Origin of the sequence: Planococcus chinensis (assembly GCF_042681545.1) — a bacterium.
GTDB classification, from domain to species: domain Bacteria; phylum Bacillota; class Bacilli; order Bacillales_A; family Planococcaceae; genus Planococcus; species Planococcus chinensis.
Map to the genome: position 1 here is coordinate 404504 of NZ_JBHUFW010000004.1, position 24089 is coordinate 428592.

At 50.9% G+C, this 24089-nt stretch carries 20 protein-coding genes; 16 read left to right on the forward strand and 4 right to left on the reverse strand.

Annotation, left to right across the window (positions count from 1 at the left end):
* Window positions 1–5: 5 nt before the first annotated feature.
* On the reverse strand, window positions 6–929 hold the full coding sequence (locus ACFSDB_RS04340) for an LCP family glycopolymer transferase (RefSeq protein ID WP_204890812.1): 924 nt from the start codon (window positions 927–929) through the stop codon (window positions 6–8).
* 394 nt (window positions 930–1323) lie between these two features.
* Here ACFSDB_RS04340 and ACFSDB_RS04345 point away from each other — a divergent pair, with 394 nt between their 5' ends.
* The 9 genes from ACFSDB_RS04345 (at window position 1324) to ACFSDB_RS04385 (ending at window position 13086) form a co-directional block, all read left to right on the forward strand.
* Window positions 1324–4554, forward strand: coding sequence for an ATP-binding protein (locus tag ACFSDB_RS04345; RefSeq protein WP_204890811.1), 3231 nt, complete (start codon window positions 1324–1326; stop codon window positions 4552–4554).
* Window positions 4555–4576: 22 nt separating this feature from the next.
* Window positions 4577–5272 carry a response regulator transcription factor gene (locus tag ACFSDB_RS04350; protein ID WP_204890810.1) on the forward strand — a complete coding sequence of 232 codons (696 nt, stop codon included), beginning with the start codon at window positions 4577–4579 and terminating at the stop codon, window positions 5270–5272.
* Window positions 5273–5427: 155 nt separating this feature from the next.
* Window positions 5428–5853, forward strand: coding sequence for a DUF4870 domain-containing protein (locus ACFSDB_RS04355; RefSeq protein ID WP_377339245.1), 426 nt, complete (start codon window positions 5428–5430; stop codon window positions 5851–5853).
* A gap of 40 nt (window positions 5854–5893) precedes the next feature.
* Window positions 5894–6682: a YveK family protein gene (locus ACFSDB_RS04360; protein WP_204890809.1), complete on the forward strand. Its 789-nt coding sequence runs from the start codon at window positions 5894–5896 to the stop codon at window positions 6680–6682.
* On the forward strand, window positions 6669–7319 hold the full coding sequence (locus tag ACFSDB_RS04365; protein ID WP_377339598.1) for a CpsD/CapB family tyrosine-protein kinase: 651 nt from the start codon (window positions 6669–6671) through the stop codon (window positions 7317–7319). The genes ACFSDB_RS04360 and ACFSDB_RS04365 overlap by 14 nt, the downstream gene beginning before the upstream one ends.
* Before the next feature lie 36 nt (window positions 7320–7355).
* On the forward strand, window positions 7356–9215 hold the full coding sequence (locus ACFSDB_RS04370; protein ID WP_204890807.1) for a polysaccharide biosynthesis protein: 1860 nt from the start codon (window positions 7356–7358) through the stop codon (window positions 9213–9215).
* A 63-nt stretch (window positions 9216–9278) separates the two neighbouring features.
* A complete protein-coding gene (locus ACFSDB_RS04375) occupies window positions 9279–10640 on the forward strand; it encodes a phenylacetate--CoA ligase family protein (protein WP_204890806.1) in 1362 nt (453 codons plus the stop codon).
* Between the two features lie 146 nt (window positions 10641–10786).
* The gene (locus ACFSDB_RS04380; RefSeq protein WP_204890805.1) at window positions 10787–11989 is read left to right on the forward strand and encodes a DegT/DnrJ/EryC1/StrS family aminotransferase; all 1203 of its coding nucleotides are present in this window, start codon (window positions 10787–10789) and stop codon (window positions 11987–11989) included.
* A gap of 767 nt (window positions 11990–12756) precedes the next feature.
* Window positions 12757–13086, forward strand: coding sequence for a hypothetical protein (locus ACFSDB_RS04385; protein ID WP_204890804.1), 330 nt, complete (start codon window positions 12757–12759; stop codon window positions 13084–13086).
* A 47-nt stretch (window positions 13087–13133) separates the two neighbouring features.
* Here ACFSDB_RS04385 and ACFSDB_RS04390 read toward each other — a convergent pair whose 3' ends face one another.
* A complete protein-coding gene (locus tag ACFSDB_RS04390) occupies window positions 13134–13613 on the reverse strand; it encodes a hypothetical protein (protein WP_204890803.1) in 480 nt (159 codons plus the stop codon).
* Between the two features lie 131 nt (window positions 13614–13744).
* Here ACFSDB_RS04390 and ACFSDB_RS04395 point away from each other — a divergent pair, with 131 nt between their 5' ends.
* From ACFSDB_RS04395 to ystJ, 7 genes are all read left to right on the forward strand, one after another.
* On the forward strand, window positions 13745–14419 hold the full coding sequence (locus tag ACFSDB_RS04395; RefSeq protein WP_204890802.1) for a hypothetical protein: 675 nt from the start codon (window positions 13745–13747) through the stop codon (window positions 14417–14419).
* Between the two features lie 116 nt (window positions 14420–14535).
* A complete protein-coding gene (locus ACFSDB_RS04400) occupies window positions 14536–15522 on the forward strand; it encodes a LacI family DNA-binding transcriptional regulator (RefSeq protein ID WP_204890801.1) in 987 nt (328 codons plus the stop codon).
* Window positions 15523–15606: 84 nt separating this feature from the next.
* Entirely contained in the window at window positions 15607–16887 is a 1281-nt protein-coding gene (gene hisD / locus ACFSDB_RS04405; protein ID WP_204890800.1) for a histidinol dehydrogenase, read from the forward strand.
* Window positions 16888–17020: 133 nt separating this feature from the next.
* Complete coding sequence (locus tag ACFSDB_RS04410) at window positions 17021–18343, forward strand: GntP family permease (protein ID WP_204890799.1); 1323 nt, start codon at window positions 17021–17023, stop codon at window positions 18341–18343.
* Window positions 18344–18428: 85 nt separating this feature from the next.
* Window positions 18429–19376 carry a 3-hydroxyacyl-CoA dehydrogenase family protein gene (locus ACFSDB_RS04415; RefSeq protein ID WP_204890798.1) on the forward strand — a complete coding sequence of 316 codons (948 nt, stop codon included), beginning with the start codon at window positions 18429–18431 and terminating at the stop codon, window positions 19374–19376.
* On the forward strand, window positions 19376–20140 hold the full coding sequence (locus ACFSDB_RS04420) for an SDR family NAD(P)-dependent oxidoreductase (protein ID WP_204890797.1): 765 nt from the start codon (window positions 19376–19378) through the stop codon (window positions 20138–20140). Before ACFSDB_RS04415 ends, ACFSDB_RS04420 begins: the two co-directional genes overlap by 1 nt.
* Window positions 20141–20341: 201 nt before the next feature.
* Window positions 20342–21583: an NADP-dependent malic enzyme gene (gene ystJ / locus ACFSDB_RS04425; RefSeq protein WP_204890796.1), complete on the forward strand. Its 1242-nt coding sequence runs from the start codon at window positions 20342–20344 to the stop codon at window positions 21581–21583.
* Window positions 21584–21771: 188 nt separating this feature from the next.
* Here the strand turns inward: ystJ and metC are convergent, their stop codons facing one another.
* Both metC and ACFSDB_RS04435 read right to left on the reverse strand, forming a co-directional pair.
* Entirely contained in the window at window positions 21772–22947 is a 1176-nt protein-coding gene (metC, locus tag ACFSDB_RS04430) for a cystathionine beta-lyase (protein ID WP_204890795.1), read from the reverse strand.
* Window positions 22944–24065, reverse strand: a complete 1122-nt coding sequence (locus ACFSDB_RS04435) for a methionine biosynthesis PLP-dependent protein (RefSeq protein WP_204890794.1) — start codon at window positions 24063–24065, stop codon at window positions 22944–22946. The genes metC and ACFSDB_RS04435 overlap by 4 nt, the downstream gene beginning before the upstream one ends.
* Between the last annotated feature and the right edge of the window lie 24 nt (window positions 24066–24089).

Below are 24089 nucleotides of genomic sequence, written 5' to 3' on the forward strand. Positions count from 1 at the left end.
TTTTTCTATTCTGTCCCTAGTTGAGCTTTCATGGCGGTCTGCACTTCGGCCAGCTCCTGTTGGTCCATCATGTAATACCAGATGCCGCCGATCGTTTCCCCGTAGCCGTTCTCAAAGCTCAGCTGCTCGACTTCTTTGGTCGCATTCCGGTAATTTTTCTGGACATCGATCATTTCATTGAACTCCATATTTGTTTTGACGTTATCACCGAGGGCGTCGAAGATTTTCGGATAATTGAACAAGGTTGTGGCAGACACAGCTTGGACCATGATACTTTTGACGACTTGCTTTTGGCGGTTCTGCCTGCCAAAGTCTCCGTCTGGATCATTTTTCCGCATGCGGACATAGTCTAGTGCCTCGCTGCCGCTAAGCGTAATTTCACCTGCAGGAAAATCGTCGAAGGCAAAAGCGTTGTCGACACTGATGCCGTCCAGCGCATTCACGATATCTTCAAACCCTTCCATGTTCAGCTGAACGACGTAATCGATCGGGATGTCCAGCAGCTTTTCTGTAGTGGCAAGCGACATTTCAATGCCGCCAAAAGCGTAGGCATGATTGATCTTATCCTTCATGCCGAGCCCGACAATTTCCGTGTACGTATCCCGGGGGATGCTGATCATCTTGGTGGATTCTTTTTCGGGATTGATCGCCAGTACGACCATCGTATCGGAACGGCCTCGGTCATCCTCGCGCTCATCGACACCCAGGAGGAGGACCGAAATGGGGTCTTTGTTTTCAAGGACGATCTTTTCCTCGCGCTTTGGAGAAGCTTCCCGGACCAACGGTTCATGGATCTCGTCAAGCGTACTGGTAGCTTTCGGGAACAGGACTAAGAGGTAGAGCGCCCCTGCAATGATGGCCAATTTAACGGCTATACCCAACCAGGAACGTTTCTTTTTGATGTTATTGGCTGCTTTTCTCTGGAACATCGCCTTCACCTCATTTAAGGCTGTTAAGCCTGTATCAAATATCATGCGACAAATGAACCTTAGCTTTTCTTTTTATTAGAGTATTCCCTTTGCGATGATAGGTCAATAGTTTTAATTGAATTTTCAGATTAAATGTTCTTTTCTTTTAACCGGTTAAATGGTATTATTTTAACAAGTTCTTATGCTACTTATGGTATATATCCCGCTACACATAGAATTCTGAACATTCAAATAAAAAATGCAAATTTTCTATCCGCTTCTGCTGAGATTGGACAACATGTGTTTACAAATGGATGAATTTTAGAAATAGAGGTGTGCCATTATGTCCCCACTTTATCGAAATCTCTCCAACGCGGTAAAAATAGCGTTTGTCCTTATAGTTTTATTATTTTTTATGAGCGGAGATAAACAGGTCGGCGATCTTGAAGACAGCGGCCAGGCGATCCGGTTGGATGATACAGTCGAAAAATCGGAAATCGGAAGCACAATATCGATTTTCATCGATGAGAGCGGGGGGGTGGATATTAGTGAGATTTCCCAGCCGCTTATGACCATGCAGTTCATGCCGAATATTGACGGCACCCTGAATGCTGGATATACAGAAGAGGTCTACTGGATCCGCTTTGAGGCCGAGAATGCATCAGCTGAAAAAACATGGCTTCTTGAAGCGGCGGCATCTACGCTCGACAGCTTGACCCTTTATGCACAACAGGGGGATGGAAGCTATGAAGCGGTAGAAAGCGGCTCTGCGGTTCCGGCTGCCGAGCGCGTTTATTACCACCGCAACTTTGTCTTTCCGCTGGATGTGCCGGGAGGCGCCAGCCGGACCTTCTACTTGCGGGCGCAAACCGATGGGCCAATGCAGCTGCCGCTGGCAATCTGGGATGAAAAGGCTTTTGAAGCCAAGACCCGTACAACCACCGCACTCATCGGCCTTGCCGCTGGGGTCCTTGCAGTTCTGCTGGCTTACCAGTTTATGCAATTTGCGCGGTTTCGGCAATTGGGTTATTTGTATTTCGGATTGATGGCCGTAGCTCTGCTTGCCACAGTGTCTTCTTTGGCCGGTCTGACTTTGACATTCATCTGGCCGGATTTGGTTTGGTGGAATGAACGATCGATTCTGCTGTTCATCGGGCTAAGCAGCATTTTCCTTTTGCTGTTCACCGCAAACTTCCTGGATACCCGCCGGCATTTGCCTCGCATCAAGAAAGGGCTGCAATTGCTGATCTTGTTGCATGTGCCCCTGTTGGCAGTCCTGCTGGTCTCCATGGAAGCGGTGAAGCACCTTCTGCCGTTCCTGCTGCTGGTTTCCTCGGCCGTCGTTTTCGCCCTATCGGTGGTGTGCCTGAAAATGGATATCCGTTATGCGCGCTATTATACGATCGGATCATTTCTGCTGCTGTTCGGAGTCTTGCTGTCCTATCTATCGCTAAACGGCTTTATCCCTTTTACGGACCGTTCGCGGCATGGGGCGTATCTGGCGGCAGGATTAGGAATCTTCCTGACAGCTCTGGCCTTGGCAGATAAAGCGGCAGCGAAGAAACTGGAAAAACGGGAACTGGAGAAGAAAGCCATTGAACGGCAAAGGCTGGCGATGGAATCCCTCAAGCATGCCAATGAACGGAAAGACGAAATGCTGGCGGTCACATCCCACAGCCTGCGGACGCCGCTGTATGGAATGATCGGCATTGCAGAGTCGCTGCAGGAAACGGTCAGCGGCCGAAATTCGCAAGGAGTCAGCCAGCAGCTCGGAACCATTGTCGCCAACGGCAAGAAACTTGCACATATGATCAACGATATTCTGGATTATTCCAAACTGAAGCAGAATGCACTGGACGTCCATGTAGAGCCGGTGGAGCTGCGGAGCTTGGCGGATTCGGTGATCGCCGTCTGCCGGCCGCTTCTGAAAGATAAAGAAGTAGCCCTCTACCAGAAGATGCCGGACGATCTGCCCGAAGCCATCGCCGATCCCAATCGGGTTCAGCAAGTTCTTTTCAACTTGATCGACAACTCGATTAAGTTCACTGACAAGGGTGAAATTACGGTTTCCGCCAAAAAAGCGGGCAAAGGAATCCGCATTTCCGTAAGGGATACAGGAATGGGCATCGACGAAGCCAAGATATCCACCCTTTTCGAGCCTTCCCGATCCAGCAGCATCCAAGAAGACGGACTTGGCGGAGCCGGCATCGGCCTCAATCTTACCAAGCGGCTGGTGGAGCTTCAGGGAGGTTGGCTGGAGGTGGAATCCAAGGCGGGGGAAGGCTCCGTTTTCAGTTTTACGCTTCCGATCTACAAGAAGGACGAAGCTGAAGAGGACGAGCCGCAGGAAGCGGTGGAAATCGAAGAACTGACAGCCGCCCAGTTGAGCGAATCTTTGTCGCAGCGTCGGCGGGAACAAAAGGAAATCCGCGTACTGGTGGTCGACCACATCGACGTGAACCGGGAAATGCTGACTTATCAACTGATGCGGGACGGCTATGAAGTGACCGGTGTATCGGAAGGGGCGGAAGCCATCCAGCTCCTTTCGGAACAGCCGATCGACTTGGTCATATTGGAATGGGCATTGTCGGATATGACCGGCGATGAATTGTGCCGGAGCATCCGGAGGGATTTTACGCTTACCGAATTGCCGATCCTTATGCTGTCTGAAGAAGAGGACATGAAGCATAAATCGAGTGCATTCACTGCAGGGGCGAACGATTACCTCGTCAAACCCTGCGACAAGGAAGAATTTCTGCTGCGGGTGGAAACGCTGGCGAACCTGCGGAGCTTGACACAGGAAATCACCAATGTAAATTACTTCCTGGAACGGAATATCAAGGAGCGGACGATGGCGCTTGAAATCACCAATATGAACCTGGTGACCGTGAACGATGAAATCCAGGAAATCGAGAAGTCGCGGAACGAGATGCTGTCCACGATTTCGCATGAACTCGGCACGCCGATCACGCTGATCCACAGCTATATCCAGGCAGTGAAAGAAAGTCTGATCGATGAGAAGAATCCGCGGTATCTGGATATGATCCACAACAAACTGCTGCTGCTCGAGCGGTTGACAGAAGATCTCGTGGAACTTTCAAAATACAAGTCGGGCAATATGACGCTGCGTTTTGAAGAAGTGAAGCTTTCCCAATGGCTGAACCGCCTGGTCATCGGCATGGAAGCCGATGTGACACAGAGCGGGCGCAAGTTCGAACACCAGAAAGGGCGGGAGGATCCGCTTGAAGAACAGTTCAAGCTGTCCATCGACATCGACCGGATCGATCAGGTCTTCTCCAATGTATTATGGAATGCCGTGAAGCATACTTCTTCCGAAGACGGCAAAATCACAATATCCGCTGATGTTTACGCCAACGGCACAGAAGGTGCGGTGCTCGACCTCGATGAATTCGACGGGGAAGTCATCATCAAAGTCGAAGACACAGGCTGCGGCATCGATCAGGAGGTGCTGCCGCATATTTTCGACCGTTTCTTCAAAATGGAAAAGACGGAGCAGTATAAAGGGAGCGGGCTCGGGCTGGCCATTGCCAAAGAAATCATCCTTTCCCATAAAGGCGAGATCTGGGCAGAGAGCGAAGTCGGAAAAGGGAGCGCCTTCTACATTGCATTGCCTTTGACATTCTAAACAAAAGACAGGGGGACGTACCATGAGCGAAGCTACTGTAATGGTTGTGGAAGATGAAGAAGGCATCCGTGAACTGATCCGGCTGTTCCTGATGAAGAAAGGCTACCGGGTCATCGATGCGGAAGACGGCTTTGAGGCAATGGATAAGCTGGCAAAAGAAAATCCCGACCTTATCCTGCTGGATATCGAGATGCCAGGCATGAATGGAATCGAAGTGTGCGAGCAGATCCGTCTGCAGACCAAACTCCCCATCCTCTTCGTCAGCTATCGGAAAGAGCTGGCATATAAGATCAACGGCCTTGAAGCAGGGGGCGATGATTACATCACAAAGCCTTTCGACTTCACCGAGCTTGAAGCAAGGATCCGGGCGATTCTTAGGAGAAATGGGTGGAAGAGCGGAGACGAGGACAAGCTGTCTGTGCTCGAGTTCCAGGACATCAAGATCCACATTGATGCACGTGAACTGTATGTCGCCGGCAAGCCGGTACGGCTTTATCATAAGGAATTTCAATTGCTTTTGCTGCTGGCCCAGAATCCCAACCGGGTCTGGACCGCTGAGCAGCTTTACGACAGTATATGGGGTTATTATTCTGAAGGAGATATCCAAACGGTAAAAGTCCATATCAGCAACCTGCGGAGGAAGGTGGAGAAAGATCCGGCAAATCCTGTCCATATCCGTACCGTCCGGGGATTCGGCTACAAATTCACAGCAGAATAATGAACCAGCGAAAGCCGCCTGATCGAAAATGCGATCCGGGCGGCTTTTTCACGTCTATTTTTAAAATAATTTAATTATTAAAACTATTTAACTTTATTTTAACCTTCCCTCCGTAGTATGAGGTCAAATGGTAAAGGACAAAGGAGGAAAAGAAAATGGTTGAGAACAATTTCAAATTTACAGAAGATCATCAGCTCCGAACTTTTGAACAGCAGACTGTATTCAAGCATTCACAGGAAAACAGCGATGCCAGGCTGCATGCCACTTCGCTCGGGCTCCCGGAAAACATTGCCGGTACGCTTGCTTACCTTTTCGGCATTTTTTCAGGAATCGTCTTCCTGCTGATTGAGAAGGATAACCGGTTCGTCCGGTTCCATGCTTTCCAGTCCATTTACCTGTCGCTCGCCTTTTTTGCTGTATTTACACTTCTTGGAATGCTCCCGGTCATCGGTTGGCTGTCAGGCGTCATTCTTTCGCCGATCGGGCTGGTGCTGTGGATCATCCTTATGCTGAACGCGCATAACGGAAAGCTCTCCAAGATTTTTTACATCGGTGATCTTGCCGAAAAGCAAACGCGTTAAAAAGCTACCTAAAAATCCATCGGGAACAGAGGTGTAAGGAATGGAAAGTACATTCAATGTTAAAGAATTCATGAAGAACCTGCGCAAACGGATTCCGCTGATCCTCATGGTCACGCTCCTGTTTGTTGCATTGAGCGGCGTCGTCAGCTATACGCTGATGAAACCGATCTACCAGGCATCGACACAGATTCTGGTCAACCAGAACGCGACGGCTGCACAGCCTTTCGATGCACAGAATATCGATGCCAACATCCAGCTTATCAGTACCTATAACGTCATCATCAAGAGCCCGGCCATTCTGGCAGCGGTCATAGAGGAACTGAAGCTGAACGAATCGGTGACGGATCTGAATGAGCGGATCGAAGTGACAAGCGTTGAAAATTCGCAAGTGCTGACACTGAATGTGGAAGACGCCTCCATGGAGCGGGCGGTGCTCATTGCCAATACGACAGCATCGGTTTTCCAGGCGGAAATCAAGAATTTGATGAAAGTCGATAATGTCAACATCCTTGCACCGGCTGTCTTGCCGGTAGATCCGGAACCTGTAAAGCCGGACCCGCTGTTCAATATGGCAATCGGCGCAGTAATGGGCTTTATGATTGGCACTGGGCTTGCCATCCTGTTGGATCAGATGAACACAACAATCCGTACGGAAGAGGATATTGAGGATATCGTCGGACTGCAGGTCCTCGGCATTGTCAGCCAAGCAGAAAGTACAAAGGAAATGAGAAAATCATCCAATTACAAAGAACAGAAGGAGTTGGTGGGCGATGTGGACAGCGAAAAAGTCAAATCGATCGGCGGCACGAAGATTGGTGGTTCGATCTAATCCGCAATCAATAACGACCGAGCAATACCGGACGATCCGGACAAATATCAATTTCTCCATGCCAGGGCCCGATACACAGACCATTCTGTTCACTTCGGCAGCCAAAGAGGAAGGGAAATCGACAACGTCCTGCAATATGGCGATCGTCTTTGCGGAAGCAGGCAAGCGGGTGCTATTGGTGGATGCGGATATGAGGCGGCCGACGTTGCATCATACATTCCAAATGGCCAATAAAATCGGCCTGTCCAATCTGCTTCTGAAAAAGGGGCGCCTTCAGGATACCGTTAGAAGAAGCGGTGTTCCCGGGCTGGATCTCTTGCTATGCGGCCAGATTCCGCCGAATCCGGCAGAACTTCTCAGCACGCCGGCACTGGATGACCTTCTGGAGGAAATGAAGTCGAAGTACGATATCGTCATCATTGATTCGCCGCCGCTCCTGTCGGTCACCGACTCGAAGATCCTGGCGAACAAATGCGACGCCACAGTACTGGTAGTCAATACAGGCAAATCGGAGAAAGACAGCGTCATCAAAGCTCGGGATGCCTTGGTAACGTCAAAGGCGTTCATCATGGGTGTAGTCATGAATAACTACCAGATGTCGAAAGATAATTATTATTACCAGAACTACAGCAAATAGAAGCTGGAAAATGAGAAACGAGATGGGGTAATTAAGTTGACGATAAAGAAAAGATACTTGTCATTATTCTTGATTGATTCGTTGATCATTCTTTCTTCCATCTACGCCTGCTACTTATTCTTATACCCGTATGCCAGCGTGCTATCGAATGAAATGCTGTTCATCAGTACAGTGACATTGTTCATTGCTTGGCACTCATTCGCTTGGCATTACGGGCTATACCGGAAAATCTGGGCATACGCATCCGTTGATGAATTGAAATCGATCGTCAAAGCGGTGACATTGACCATCTTTGTCGCCAGCATCATGCAATATGCATATGGCGAACAATTGTATGCCCGCACGCTGATGCTGTCCTGGATGCTGCTGATTTTCTTCTTCGGCGCTTCCCGGATTTCATTGCGGTTGATCCAGGAGCAGTCGATTAGGCGCAAAGCCGTATTGACGAGCCGGACAATGGTGGTAGGGGCAGGGCAGGCAGGCAGAATGATTGCGCGCCATATGAAGAATAATCCGGAGTGGGGGAGAAATCCCGTCATCTTTGCCGATGACGACAAAACAAAATGGGGGCTTGAGATCTACGGGCTCGAAGTTGTCGGCCCTCTCGGAAACATTCCGGAATACGTAGTGGATCATCGCATCGAGCAGATCATCATTGCGATTCCTTCGCTGTCGAAACGGGCGATGGCTGAACTCACCAAGCAATGCCTTGATACAGGCGCCAAGGTGCAAACGATACCGCGCATCGAGGACTTGATGACTGGAAAAGTGACTGTCAGCGATATCCGCGATGTGAAAATCGAGGATTTGCTCGGCCGGGAAGAAGTGAAGCTCGACATGGCAGCAATCGAAGAGCAGATTGCCGGCAAGACGGTCATGGTGACCGGCGCAGGGGGATCGATCGGTTCGGAAATCTGCCGGCAGATCTCCAAATTCAATCCGGGCAAGATCCTGTTGCTCGGGCACGGAGAAAACTCAATCTATACGATTGACATGGAACTTCGCGGCAAGCTGCCGGAAACCATTGAAATCGTGCCGATCATTGCTGATATTCAGGACCGGGATCGCATTTTCCGGGTGATGGAAACGTATAAGCCCGACCTCATCTACCATGCTGCGGCGCATAAGCACGTGCCGCTCATGGAGGCAAATCCGCTGGAAGCGGTGAAAAACAATGTCTTCGGAACGAAAAACGTCGCAGAAGCGGCGGACAAATACGGCATTGGAAGTTTTGTCATGATCTCCACCGATAAAGCGGTCAACCCCCCGAATATCATGGGGGCGACAAAACGCTGTGCCGAAATGATCGTCCAGAACCTTGCGATCAACAGCAAGACGACATTCGCCGCTGTCCGGTTCGGCAACGTCCTGGGGTCGCGTGGAAGCGTCGTCCCGCTGTTCAAAAAACAGATTGCAGGCGGCGGCCCCATCACTGTAACGGATCCGGACATGACCCGTTATTTCATGACCATACCTGAAGCTTCGCGGCTGGTCATCCAAGCCGGGCTTCTTGCATCAGGAGGGGAAGTGTTCGTACTGGATATGGGCGAACCGGTCAAAATCGTCGACTTGGCGCGCAATATGATCAAGCTTTCCGGTTTCGAGGAAAACGAGATCAAAATCCAATTTACAGGAATGCGTCCGGGTGAAAAATTATACGAAGAGCTGTTGGATGCAAGTGAAATCCAGAGCGAAAAGATTTTCCCGAAAATCTATATCGGGAAAGCGACGCCAATCAGCCAGGTAGAAATGAGCCGGATTTTGAAGCAGTTGCCGGATATGACGCCCGAACAGACCAAAGAAACGCTTTTGGGACTGGCGAACCGGAAGCGGAAAGAACCCGAGCAGGAATGGAAAAAAACATGGGCTGCGAAGGCGGGGAACGAATTTGCTTGATGTTTTCCTGAGCAGCCCAGGGAGCTTGGCTGCATAGAGTAAAACTTGAAGGAGAGAGTGCGGATGCGTGAGCTGCCCATGAAAATCTACGACAATTCGCCGATATACCTGCAGAACCTATTGACCACAATTGAAGGGTACCGCAAAACGAAAAGCAGGTATGGACATATCTACTTTGAATTTTTAAGAGCCTTGGGCAACCGCAGTGATTCGGACAAAGCGGCCGGAAGAACGCATCAGCAGGAGGAAATGCAAAAACTGATTGCGTATGCGGTTGACCGGAGCCCATTTTACCAGGAGTTCTATAAAGGGATCGATTTGGAGAGCATCCGGACGGTTGAAGACTTGAAAAAGCTTCCGGTCCTTGAGATGGATATGCTCCAAAAGAATATTGCGAGCTTCTATACATTGCCGGAGAGCGCGGCTGTCGTTTCCTATATCCTGGACCATTCAGGAATGCCATTGAAGTTCCTGATTACGAAAGAAGATATGCAGCGGCACATGGCATTTCTTGATTTTTTCAAGAACCGGCACGGTGCGACCAATCTGGAAATGAAGCGGGCGTCGTTCAGTTCAAACCGCTTTATCCCGAAGCGTCAGCGGAAGAAAGTGTATTGGCGGGATAACCATTCCGCCAAGCAGCGCTTGTATTCCTCCTACTACTGCAATGAAAAGAACGCCGGGGCCTACGTAGAAAACCTCGATACCTACAAGCCGGACTTCATTGACGGATTGCCATCAGCCATCTGCGAGCTTGCGAAATACATCAATCAGAACAAAATCATCCTCTCCTTCCAGCCGATTGCCATTTTCACCACAGAGGAGAAACTGACTCCAGAATGCCGGAAGGAAATCGAAGCTGCATTCGACAGCCCGGTCCACCACCATTTTGCTTTTACTGAAGGTGCACCGTTCATTGCGGAATGCGCAAAGGGCAAGATGCATTACAATCCGGGTTCCGGAATCATTGAAGCGACAGAAGACAAGGAAATGATCATCACCGGATTCAACACGTATGGCACCCCGCTGATCCGCTACAAGACCGGGGAACGGATCGATTTGGCGATAGAAGAGGAGCGCTGCGCATGCGGCAGTGCCCATCCAGTCCTCCGCCAGCTCCAAGGGCGGGAAGAAGATTTCCTCCAATCACAAAGCCGGGGGAAATTCACGGCGCTCTATATGTCCATGGCCGGCAGCAGTTTTTCTTCAGCCATACGGAAAATCCAATTCAGCCAGACTGAACCGGATGCAATAGATGTCATGATCGAAGCGGCCGAAAGCTACACAGCTGCGATGACCGAATCCATCCAGGAAGAGCTGGTGTATATATTCGGGGAAGATATGAAATATCACATCCGCATAGTCGAAGAGATTCCGCCGAATAAAAAAAATAAATTCCGCCTTGTCATCAATAATGTGAACTGAAGCATTCAAGGCTGCGAAGGAATGGAAAGGGTGATTGATCTGGCCTTTAAACCGAAGCGTCCCACTTGGAACAGTCTGACTGGACAACAGAAAAAAGCGTGGCATACCAGAAGTGCATTACTGAATGATGGCGAGGTGGCAGAAAGATGAAAATCCTTCCGATTGAGCAAAACTCGAGCACAAGCTTTTTTATACCGGCAACAGAAACGAAAGAGAAAATCCTGTTGTCCACTCCACACATGACGGGGAACGAAATGAAATATATCCAGGAAGCATTTGCCTCCAACTGGATTGCGCCGGTCGGCCCGAATGTCGATAAATTTGAAGAAGAGCTGGCAGCGTATACTGGCGCTGCAGGAGGAGCGGCCTTGAGTTCAGGGACCGCGGCCATCCACTTGGCGCTCCATCTATTAGGCATCGGGAAAGGGGATCGCGTTTTTTGTTCGTCGCTGACGTTTGTAGCGAGCGCAAATCCGATCCTGTACGAAGGCGCGGAACCGGTATTCATCGATGCCGAAGAAGAGACGTGGAACATGTCGCCGGTTGCGCTTCGCAAGGCATTCCTTGCAGCAGCCGATGAGGGAAAGCTGCCGAAAGCAGTCGTGATTGTCAATTTATACGGGCAAAGCGCACAGATGGATGAACTGCTGGAAATCTGCAATGAATATGGTGTGCCGATCGTCGAAGATGCGGCAGAATCATTGGGCTCCAGCTATAAAGGGAAAAGCAGCGGGACGTTCGGCAAATTCGGGATCTTTTCCTTCAACGGCAATAAGATCATCACTGCTTCAAGCGGCGGCATGCTCATATCAAATGATACGGAGACGATCAAGAAGGCCCGTTTCCTCGCTTCCCAGGCAAAAGATCCGGCACCTTATTACAAGCACCATGAAATCGGCTATAATTACCGGCTGAGCAACGTCTTGGCTGGAATCGGCCGGGCGCAGCTGGAAGCGATCGATGAGCGCGTAGCCGCAAGGCGCGCCGTCTATGAAAGATATGCCGCCGGACTGGGCGATATTGAGGCAATCGAATTCCAGCCGGAACCTAAAGGGACGTTTTCAAACCGCTGGCTGACTGCCTTCACCCTCAACCCGGATTTAACCGCATTGGTTCCTGAGAATATCAAACGCGCGCTTGCTGCTGAAGAAATTGAATCGCGCAATGTCTGGAACCCGCTTCATTCCCAGGAGCTGTTCAAAGATGCACAATTCTTTTCCCATGGCGACGGGGAAGCGGTGAGCGAGAAGATTTTCCGCCACGGCTTATGCCTGCCTTCCGGTTCGAACATGACGGAAGAACAGCAAGAGCGGGTCATCCGCGTCATCCGCAGCCTATTCAACAATTGATCTTTTAAAAGGAATAGGAAGCAGCATCGGGACAAACGCTGGAACGGAAAGGGCATTCTGATGAATGCCAGAGCTTGTAGACAAAGGAATATTTATTTTCCTTAAAGAAGGACCAAACATTTAAGAGAAGCTGTACCTGATCCTCCACTTCAGGCGGACGCGTTCCGCGGGCTCGCGCCGAACTAACAAAGAACTTATGCTCCTGCGCAAGCTCGTCGCAAATACTTGTCCTCGCAAGCTTCGATCAAGTATTGACTGGCGTCCGAGTGGATTTCGACACTTCGCTATCCCGCAGGAAAGCCAATGGCCGAAGGCAGTTCGGTCATTGGCTTTGCGACGAAGTGCGCAGCACTGCAACGGTTTTTCATGTCCCGAAGCTAGCGCAGCGATGCAGGGACAGGAGCACAATGTTTGCACTTGCAGCCTTCCGTTGCGGATCTTGAAGCCAGCGGCTTGTTCCTAGCAAGTCAAAGTAGAAGTAGTATCTTCACTTCATCTTTTAGATACAGGTGACGCTCCCGACCAGGTTGGCCACGAGACTCCTGTGGGACCAGCTCGAGCTGAAGACCCTGGACTGAGCGAAGCGAGGGAAGCGGCTGAAGCCGAGCCCACGGAAAGCGAAGTGGCCAGCCCGGTCGGGCTTATACATCTCTATTCTTCGTAAAATACTTTTTCTAGAGTCTGGGGCATTCTGCGGAATGCCTTTTTCATGTTAGCCCAAGCGGTGAGCGGGTATAGGGGAATAAAGGAAAAAGGAGGCGGACGGAATGGAAATCAAAGCAGAAAGAGATTTGTTCAAGGATGTTTACGGCAATTATTATCTTGCGACAAACGTTGCCCACGGGTCGCTGACATTGGTGAACGCTGCGCTATATTATGCCTATAAACAGGCATTGGACGAAGCGTTCATCACGAAAGTGCAGCAGCAATATCCAAAGAAGATCGCTGTCGGCAAATATTTTGCAGACCTGGTGGATGCCCATATCGAAAAGCTGCAGGAGCCTGGGGCAGAAGGGGGAATCTACACCATCGAAGAAGCGAAAGAACATTTTGATCTGCACATCAAGCCGATCTATGACCATTCTTTCCACGTATAAAAGAAGGCCCGGAAGCGTTTCCCGGGCCTTCTTTTCGTATGGCGCTTTTACGGTTTTGCGAGATCAAGCGGCTCATCGGTGTCTGAGAGCACTGTTCCCGCAGAATCCATGATTTGGATGGCTGGCTGTCGGCCATCAAAATATGCCGATTGCAAGTATGCCTGGCGTACTTTTGCATCCAGGAAAGGAGCCGATAGCAGATTGTCGAGCGTATCTCCATTGGTGTTGTTCAACACAATGCGGATATCTGTACCTTTCATCGATACTTCCGAGATTTCCTGGAATCCTTTTTCATCTTTTTCGGGCAGACTCGACAAAAACTGGTCAAAGTCTGTTTCCGATAAGTGCATGCTTTCCCATTCCTCTGCCGAAATGTCTTCGAGCTCCTGGTCGAGAAGATGAAGATTGGCGCTTTCTTCTTTGGTTGCCTGATGGGCGGCTTGTGTTTCCATATGGGCATCTTCTTGTGAACAGCCGGACAATAGCAGCGCGCCTGCGATTCCGAAGCATAAAATTCTTTTTTTCATAACGTACCCCGCTAATTTCAAATTTCAACTTTTTCATTTTAACAGGAAAATCTTTGAAATTCTATAACGAAGGATGAAATTTGTAACAGAATACATCATTTTGCCGTCTAATCCATAAAGGGGTGATCGCAATGAAAAAGCTAATTGCTTTGGGCCTGCTGCTTTTCTTGCTTGGCGGGTGCGGAGCTGAACCGGATCCCGATCCAGTCATACCGGATGCTGGCACGCCGCAGCCGGATACAGCCGTTCCCGGGGAAGAAGAGCCGGCTTCCGGCGGCGAAGAAAACGAGGTTTCCGAAGATCCTTACGCCTTTTTCCTGGAGGATGGCTCGATAGCCCAGTATAAAGGGGAAGGGAACGAGTATGCCCAATTGACGCTACGGACGGTCCATCTTGAAGGCGGCCATGTGGCAGTCTATGAAGACAATGGCGGCACGACGGTAATGAGTGTCTATCGCATTGAAGGAAGTGCCGCAGACCTTGTGAAAGAAGAGCCGGAGTTTTATGAGGAATACGAGCCAAGCCTCGAAGAATTGCAGGCGCTGAAGCCCATCTCCCGTTATTTCGAACTGCCGGTCGAAGCCGGGGGAGAAATGAACGGAATGCCTGTCAAGGAGCTGGGCGTCAAAGTGGAGACGCCTTACAAAGATTTCGATAATGCCATCCTGCTGGAAAATAAAACCGAGGACGGGGCCATCCTCCGTTCCTATTTTGTAGAAGGATATGGAGAAGTGAAGAGGGAATTCATCATGGAAGACGGAGATAACGAATACAAAGTCACTTCTAGCCTGGAAAAAATCGAATGATAACGTTGATGTCCTTCTGCAGAAGCGCAGAGGGACATTTTTCTGGAAGCAGGATGCGGCAAATGCGGATTTGGTGTAACCTATAGTTCTAGAAGATGGAAAAAAGGGTGGAGCGTATGAAACAGATGGTGACGGCGAAAGATGTGGCGAAACTTGCAGGAGTATCCCAATCCTCAGTTTCGAGGGTTTATTTTGAAGGAGCGAAGGTATCCGCTAAAACACGTGCCAAGGTCTTGGCAGCTGCGGAAGAGTTGGGCTATCATCCCAACGAATTTGCACGGAGCCTGATCACGAACCGTACAAAAATCATCGGGCTTGTGATGAAAGGCGTACAAAACCCATTTTATCCGCAGGTGCTGAAACAGTTCACGACGGCTTTCAAGAAGCAGGGGTACAGTGTCTTGTTCGTCCATACACAGAACGAGGAATTGCAGCGGGAAGACGTCGAGACCCTGCTCAATTACAATGTGGCAGGCGTCATCATCACGGATGCGACGATGTCTTTGACTGTCGCTGAAGATTTCCGGGCAAACCGGATTCCTTTGGTATTTTTCAACCGCAAGCTGAATACAGGAGGCTTTTATTCCGTCTGCTGCAATAATCTTAACGCGAGCCGCGAAGTGGCGCGCTACCTGATCGGTAAAGGGGCGAAAGACTTCGCCTATATTTCCGGCAACAGCGACACATCGACAAGCCGTGAACGCGAAGAAGGCTTTGTGGAAATCCTGGAGCAATCAGGAATTCCGTACCGGATCTATCAATCCGATTATACCTACGAAGGCGGCTACCAAACGGCACTGAACATGCTGGAAGGAGGGCATCTTCCGGCTGCGGTTTTTGCAGGGAATGATATCATGGCACTCGGCGTGATTGACGCGTTTCGCAAAAAATCGATCCATGTGCCGGGAGATACGAAAGTGATCGGTTTCGATAATATCGACATGGCGGGATGGCCCGGCTACGGATTGACGACCTGGGAACAGCCGATCGAAAAAATGGTGGAAGAAACGATCCACTATTTGATGGATGAAATCGAGGAATACAAAGGCTTCGGCCGTGCGTTGGAAATTGAAGGAAGGCTGGTTGAACGGGAAACTGTCTAAAAATTGTTGACATTCAGGAGGGATTACAATATTCTTCTTGGTAAGATCATTTTTGCATACGTATTCAAAATGGAGGGATCAATTATGGTGAAAGTTTTTAAAGCAGGAAAATCGCAGGAAGAAGTAAGTGCAAATGACGTAAAAGTATCGCAGATCGTTGCAGGTGCGCTGAAGGATGTAGAAGAGCGTGGGGATGCTGCAGTCCGTGAATTGTCGGAAAAATTCGATAAGTGGGCACCTGAATCGTTCCGTTTAACTCAAGAGCAGATAAATGAAATCGTTTCCAATGTTCCGGAAGATGTCATCGAGGACATCAAATTTGCCCAAAAGAATATTAAAGCCTTCGCCGAGGCCCAGTTGGCTTCTTTGAACGACGTTGAAGTTGAGCATATTCCCGGCGTGATTTTAGGCCATAAGAACATTCCGGTCAACAGCGTCGGCTGCTACATTCCAGGGGGCCGTTACCCGATGGTTGCTTCAGCGCATATGAGTGTCTTGACAGCGAAAGTCGCCGGCGTCAAACGTGTAATCGCTTGCACTCCGCCGATCAATGGCGAAATCCCGAATGCGACGATTGCTGCAATGTCCTTGGCAGGCGCAGATGAAATCTACCTCCTTGGCGGAATCCAGGCGATGGGTGCCATGGCAATCGGCACCGAAACGATCGAAGCGGTCGACATGATTGTCGGGCCAGGAAATGCCTTTGTTGCAGAAGCAAAGCGCCAGTTATACGGAAGAGTCGGGATCGACTTGTTTGCAGGCCCTACTGAAACATTAGTGGTGGCTGACCATACAGCAGATGCAGAAATGATCGCAACGGATCTTCTCGGCCAGGGCGAACATGGACCGACATCGCCGGGTGCACTGATCACCACTTCCGAACAATTGGCGGAAGAAACGGTGAAAGAAATCGAGCGCCAGCTCGAAACTCTGCCAACAGCGGATGTGGCACGCGTTTCATGGGAAGATTACGGGCAGATCCTGATTGTCGACTCGATTGAAGAAGCGCGCATTGAAGCGGACCGCCTGGCATTCGAGCATGTGGAAATCCTGACGGAAAACCCGGATTATTTCCTTGAGCATATGACGAACTATGGCTGCTTGTTCCTTGGACCTGAGACGAACGTAGCTTATGGCGATAAAGTCATCGGCACAAACCATACCTTGCCGACAAAAGGCGCTGCTCGCTACACAGGCGGACTTTGGGTGGGCAAATTCATCAAGACCGTCACGTACCAGAAAGTGACGACGCCTGAAGCCAGTGCGTATATCGGCGAATACGCTGCACGCCTTTGCCAATTGGAGAACTTTGCAGGGCACGCCGAGCAGGCGCTTCTCCGTGTGAGACGCTACGGCAATAAATAAACGATGCTGAACCCGCAATGTTTGCGCGGGTCTAGCGATACATATACACATTTCCGGCTGGCCGGCGGGTTTCCTCATAGAGGGGCTGCCGTTCAGCACATCATATTATTTTAAGGCGTTTGGGGGATAATTTATGTTAGGCATGATCGGGTTATTCGGCGGATTGGCATTATTGATTTATTTGACGATGAGAGGGATGAACCTTCTGATTGCTGCTCCGCTTACAGCTTTGCTCGTGGCGGTCTTTAACGGGCTGCCCATTTTTCCGCAATTGGCTCCTGAAGGCGCAGCGAACTTCCTGACCAATTACATGACCGGCTTCACCGGATTTATCGCTTCCTGGTATTTGATGTTCCTGACAGGTGCGATTTTCGGAAAAGTCATGGAAGACAGCGGTGCAGCTGACAGCGTATCGAAATGGATCGTCAGCAAAATCGGCATGAAGCGCGCCGCATTGGCAGTCGTTATCGCTTGTGCGGTTCTAACTTACGGCGGCGTCAGCTTGTTCGTTGTGGCATTCTCGGTTTATCCGATGGCGCTCAGCTTGTTCAAGCAGGCAGATCTGCCGCGCCGCTTCATCCCGGCTGCCCTGGCGTTCGGGTCGACTACATTCACCATGACATCTGCAGGATCGCCGGAAATCCAGAACTGGATTCCCATCGAATTTTTAGGGACTTCTCCGTATGCAGGATGGGAAGTCAGCGCGATCGTCGCAGTCTTCATGATGGTCTTCGGCTATTGGTGGCTGAAAAAGATGATTTCAAAAGCAGTTTCAAAAGGGGAGCATTTTGTGGCCCGGAAGACGGACCCTTCTGCGGAAACGCGCAGAGAATTGCCGAATCCACTGCTCAGCATGATTCCCCTGCTCGTTGTCTTGATCATTTCGTTTATTTTCCATGATTCCTTAGGAACTTCGGCATTGATCATTGCGCTTTCCGGCGGAATCTTGGCGACGTACCTGATCAACCGGAAGTACTTCCAGAATATCGGCCATGCGTTCGGTGAAGGCGCATTGGGCGCAGTCATCGCCATTGCCAATACAGCAGCGGTTGTCGGCTTCGGCGGCGTAGTACGTGCCACTCCGGCTTTCGAGTCGGCGGTTGGCGTAATGACGGGGATTCCGGGAAGCCCGCTGATCGGCGGAGCCTTGGCTGTTGCGGTCATCGCCGGCTTGACCGGATCTTCTTCCGGCGGACAGGCGATCGCCTTGCCGCTCCTGGCGCCGCATTACCTCGATATGGGCGTCAACGCAGAAGCTTTGCACCGTACGGTATCCATTTCTTCCGGATCGCTTGATTCCTTGCCACAGGGCGGATATGTAGTGACGACCATCCGTTCCATCGCAGGCGAAACGCACCGGGATGCATATCCGGCATTCGGCGCATTGTCGGTCGTAGTGCCGTTGCTCGGCGCCGTCCTAGCGGTCATTCTATTTTCATTGGGCTTAGGCCTTTAAGCAATCATTACCCAACAAGCTATGTTCTTCCGTAGTTTGTTGGGTATAATTCGTTATACAGAATAAAACAAAAGAGGGGTGCAGCATGGAGAAGATTTCTATTTTAGGATCGGGGACAATGGGCCATTCTATTGCTTTGTCCGCAGCATGGTCTGGACAGCAAGTGAAAGTATACGGCATCAACGAGCAGGACTTGGAAAATGCGGATAGAGGGCTCAGCAATAAAATTCAGGTCATGGTGGACAACGGCTTGTTTGACGCGGCAGACGGCCGGCGCATCAAGAACAGCATCCACTTTTCGACTTCCTTGGAAGAAGTGGTGGAAGGGGCGACTTTCATCATTGAAGTGATTCCGGAAGTGCTCGATTTGAAAAAGGACATGTACCGGAAGCTTGAAAGCCTGGTCGGGCCCGAGACTGTCATTGCGAGCAATACATCGGGCTTTATGCCAAGCCTGTTGGCAGCCGATATGGAGCACCCGAACCGGCTGGTCGTGACGCATTTCTGGAACCCGGGTCACCTGATCCCGCTTGTGGAAGTGGTCAAAGGCGAACGGACGGATAACGAAACGGTGGAGCGCGCGATGGCAGTCGTCGCTTCGATGAATAAAAAACCGATCCTCCTGAACAAGGAACTGCCCGGGTTTATCGGCAACCGCCTGCAGTATGCACTGTTCCGTGAAGCACAGGCGTTATTGGATGCGGGGGCAGCCACCAAAGAAGACATTGATGCCGCGGTCACCTACAGCATCGGCCGGCGCCTGCCGGTGACGGGTCCGCTGATGACAGCGGATATGGGCGGCTTGGACGTGTTCTCCGCCATTTCGAATTACCTGTTCAGTGACCTGGCGGATGACCCGCGCTCCGGCAAGACATTGACAAAGCTTGTTGAAGAAGGGGACCTTGGCGACAAAAGCGGCAAAGGGTTCTACGACTGGGAGCCGGCTGTATCCGAAAAGATCAATGCTGAACGCGAACAGACCTTGATCCATTTTCTGAAAAATGATCTTAAAACCGGGCAGGAGGCTGAATAATGGTCGAATACTTCACGGAACTCAAAGGGAAAACCGTCATCGTCACAGGCGGCAGCAAAGGGATCGGCCGGGATATCGCCCGGACGTTTGCTGAACTTGGTGCCAATGTAGCGATCTCCGGACGCGGCAAAGAAGCGCTGGACGAGGCACTGGCTGAGCTGCATAGCTTCAATCCGAATTGCATCGCGGTCAGCGGCGACTTGAGCGACATCAATGAAGTGCGGCGTTTGATCGATACTGCAGCACAGACTTTCGGGACAGTGGATGTTCTGGTCAATAATGCCGGCGTGAACATCGCCAAACCGGCGATGGAAGTCACCGAAGAGGACTGGGACACCGTTCTGGACTTGAATCTGAAATCCGCTTTCTTTGCCAGCCAGGCAGCTGCGAAATACATGCTGCAGCAAGGGAGCGGCCGAATCATCAATATTGCGTCGCAGATGGCCTTTGTGGGCTATATCAAACGGGCTGCATATTGCTCGAGCAAAGGCGGTCTCGTCCAGATGACCAAAGCCTTGGCAGTGGAATGGGCGAAAGCAGGCATCAACGTCAACGCCGTAGCTCCGACATTCATTGAAACCGAATTGACCGCGAAAATGTTAGAAGACGAAGCGTTCAAAAAAGACGTCGAGAGCCGGATCCTCCTTGACGGCTTGTCACAGCCGAAAGATATTTCTGGAGCAGTCTTGTACTTGGCTTCCGGCCTGGCGAATTTTGTAACTGGCGAAACGATCAAAGTGGACGGCGGCTGGACAGCAATCTAAAATTTCATGAATGAAAGCATCCATATTCCGTGGATGCTTTTTTGCGTTTTTATTAAAATTCCAAGTCCTGGGATAGTAAGCGCTTACGTCAAGTATCCTTCTCGGTCTAAAGACTGAAAATTCATTAAATTGAACGAAAAGCCTTTAATTCCGCAGAGAACCCTCTATAATAAAGCATTATGAACAAAGGGAGATGAGGCAATGACGAACCTGAGAAACGATTCTTTGCATTTGCATCGCGAGAACCGGGGAAAGCTTGAAGTACGTTCGAAAGTGGCGGTCAGCAACGAGAGGGATTTAAGTCTTGCCTACTCTCCAGGCGTAGCAGAACCGTGCAAGGAGATTGCACAGGATGCTGAGAAGGTGTTCGATTATACGATGAAGGGCAATACGGTGGCTGTGGTCACCGATGGGACTGCGGTGCTCGGGCTTGGCAATATCGGACCGAAAGCGGCGCTCCCGGTGATGGAAGGGAAAGCTGTACTGTTCAAGGAATTTGCCGGGGTGGATGCTTTTCCGGTCTGTCTCGACACCACAGATGCAGAAACCATCATCCAGACGGTCAAATTGCTTGAACCGGGGTTCGGCGGTGTGAACCTCGAAGACATTTCGGCTCCCACTTGTTTTATCGTGGAAGAGCGGCTGAAGCAGGAAATGGACATTCCGGTGTTCCACGACGACCAGCACGGTACGGCGATTGTTACGCTTGCCGGGCTGATCAATTCGCTGAAGCTCGTCGGCAAAGGGGTCGAGGACGTCAAAGTGGTGGTCAATGGAGCCGGTGCTGCCGGCATTGCGGTCGTAAAGCTTCTGAGCAAATTCGGCTTCAGCCATTTGATCATGTGCGACACCAAAGGAGCGATCTTTAAAGGGCGGACAAATGGAATGAACCCCTATAAGCAAGAAGTTTCCGAAATGACCAATTACGCAAAAGAGACGGGCGGGCTCGACGAAGTGATCAAAGGGGCGGATGTTTTTATCGGCGTCTCCGCTGCCGGCGCTTTGACAGAAGACATGGTCGCGTCGATGAACCAGGATGCCATCATCTTTGCCATGGCGAACCCGAATCCGGAAATCCTGCCGCATCTGGCGAAAAATGCAGGAGCACGGATTGTCGGAACCGGGCGTTCGGATTTCCCCAACCAGGTAAACAATGTACTGGCTTTTCCGGGAATCTTCCGCGGGGCGCTTGACGTACGGGCATCCGAGATCAATGACGCCATGAAAATCGCGGCCGTCGAAGCGATTGCGGGCCTGATTGAAGTGGGCGAACTTCATGACGATTACGTCATTCCGGCACCGTTTGACCAACGGGTCGCACCGGCTGTTGCGGCTGCGGTGGCAAAAGCGGCGATTGAAACAGAAGTGGCGCGCCATCCGGCGGTGACGACAGAAACGGCCGAATCTTCCGTGCCGATTGGAGCGGCCGGCAGACGAGGCTAATATATAATAGAAGAAAGCCGTCCGTGTTAGCGCATTGGACGGCTTTCTTTGTGTAAAAATGGGAATCGCCGATAAATCCCCAGAATCGCAGATAAAACCACAGAATCGCCGATAAACTATAAAAATCGCCGATAAACCAAAAAAAATGAAAGCCGGGTGCAAAGGATAGGAATCCGGCTTTCGGAGGTTTATTTCACCAATTCGGCAGGGTGGGTACGGCGTACTTTCTGCAATGCCTGCTCCAGGTCTTCAAGCAGATCGTCCGCGTGTTCAAGCCCGACAGATAGGCGCAGAACGCCGTCCGTGATGCCGCGTTTTTCGCGCTCTTCTTTCGGCATGGAAGCGTGGGACATCGTCGCAGGATACGAAAGTATCGTTTCAACAGCACCGAGGCTGACGGCGAAAATCGGGATCTGCAGGCTCTCTACAAAGGTTTTGGCCGCGGCTTTGTCTGCAAGGCGGAAGGAAAGCACAGCACCGGCGCCGGTTGCCTGGCGTTCGTGGATCGGATTCCCAGGGTGGAAACGGAAGCCGGGGTAATAAACTTCCTCGATTGCCGGATGGGTATGCAGATAATCGGCGATGATGCGGGCGGAAGCCGATGACTGTTTCAGCCTTGAGCCCAAGGTTTTGATGCCCTGGATCAATGAATAGGAATCCTGTGCGCCCAGCACCGAACCGAACGTATTCTGGATAAATCCGAGGCGGCTGCTTAGTTCCGGATCTTTGGTGACGGCGAGCCCGGCTATGATATCGCTGTGTCCGGACAGGAATTTTGTTGCACTGTGGAGCACAAGGTCTGCGCCGAGGTCGAGCGGGTTCTGATAAAGCGGCGTCATGAACGTGTTGTCGACGAATGTCAGGCAATCATTCGCTTTGGCCAGTTTAGCCGCAATTTCGATATCGGTGATTTTCATCACCGGATTCGAAGGGGTTTCGATATAGACCACTTTGCTGTTTTCCTGGAAAGCAGCGGCCATTTCACTCAAGTCGGTCATGTCGACAAACGAATAGCTGATTCCGAACCGCGGCAGCACTTCGGTAACAAAGCGGAAAGTTCCGCCGTACACGTCTTCTGAAACGAGGACGTGGTCCCCGGCAGACAGCAGCATGAAAGCCGAAGAGATAGCGGCCATGCCGGAAGCGAAAGCAAAACCGCGTGTGCCGTTTTCCAGTTTGGCAATGGTTTCTTCAAGTTTTTGCCGTGTCGGATTGCCGGAGCGGCTATAATCGAACGGACCGAATTCTTCGAAATCCGCTTGGTGGTATGTCGACGATAAGTAGATCGGGACATTCACCGCGCCTGTCTTCTCATCAGTGCCAGCAGCGTGGATCAATTGGGTTTCCAACCGGTTTGTCTTCATAGGCGTACGCCCTCCTTGTCGAATATTTTCAATGCTTCGGCGAGGTCTGCCGCCAGATCTTCCGCTTCTTCAATGCCCACTGAGAACCGCAGCAGCCGGTCGCAGATGCCGCGGCTTGTCCGCTCTTCATAAGGAATTTCAGCGTGGGTCTGGGTAGCCGGGTAGGTGATGAAACTCTCAACGCCGCCCAGGCTTTCGGCGAATGTGATCAATTCCAGGCTTTCGAGGAACGGGGCGACCCATTCCGCTTGGTTCAGCCGGAACGAAAGCATGCCGCCTTTCCCGGGGTACAGGACGTCCGATACGGCCGGATGGGATTGTAGGAATTCCGCCATTTCTTTGGCGTTCTTTTCGTGTTGTTTCATGCGGAGCGGCAATGTCTTCAACCCGCGAATCAATAGCCAAGAATCAAACGGCGACAGCACTGCGCCGGCCGAATTGTGCAGGATAGCCAAGCGCTCACATAGGGCATCGCCTTTCGCGGCCACCAGTCCGGCGAGTACATCGTTATGGCCGCCGATATATTTGGTGGCGCTATGCACGACAATGTCGGCGCCGAGTGAAATCGGCTGTTGGAGATAAGGCGTCAAGAAAGTGTTGTCGGCAATTAAAAGCAAGTTGTGTTTTTTGGCCAAAGCAGCATAGTGTTCCAAGTCGATTTCCTGCATCAAGGGATTGGTCGGCGTTTCGATGAAGAACGCACGGGTGTTTTCATTGATCAATGCTTCGGTCTTTTCAACATCGCTGAAATCTGAATAGTGGGTATGGATGCCGAAGACATCGGAATAATGGTTCAACAGGCGGTAAGTGCCGCCATAAATATCTTCAGGCACCACGAGTTCGTCGCCCGGGCGGAACTGGGACAGCACCAATTGGATGGCAGCCATGCCGGAACTGCAGGCAAACCCGGCATCTGCGCCTTCCAGCGCCGCAATGCCTTCTTCGAGAACCGTACGCGTCGGGTTTTTCGTGCGGGTATAGTCATAGCCGGTGGATTTTCCGAGGCCTTCATGCTCGTATGCCGTTGATAAGTAAATCGGAGCGCTGACTGCGCCGGTTTTTTCATCGCTGCGGGTGCCTAATTGTACCAATCGGGTTTCTAAACTTCTCTTTGCCATTTCGCTCATCCTTTCAAAATAAAA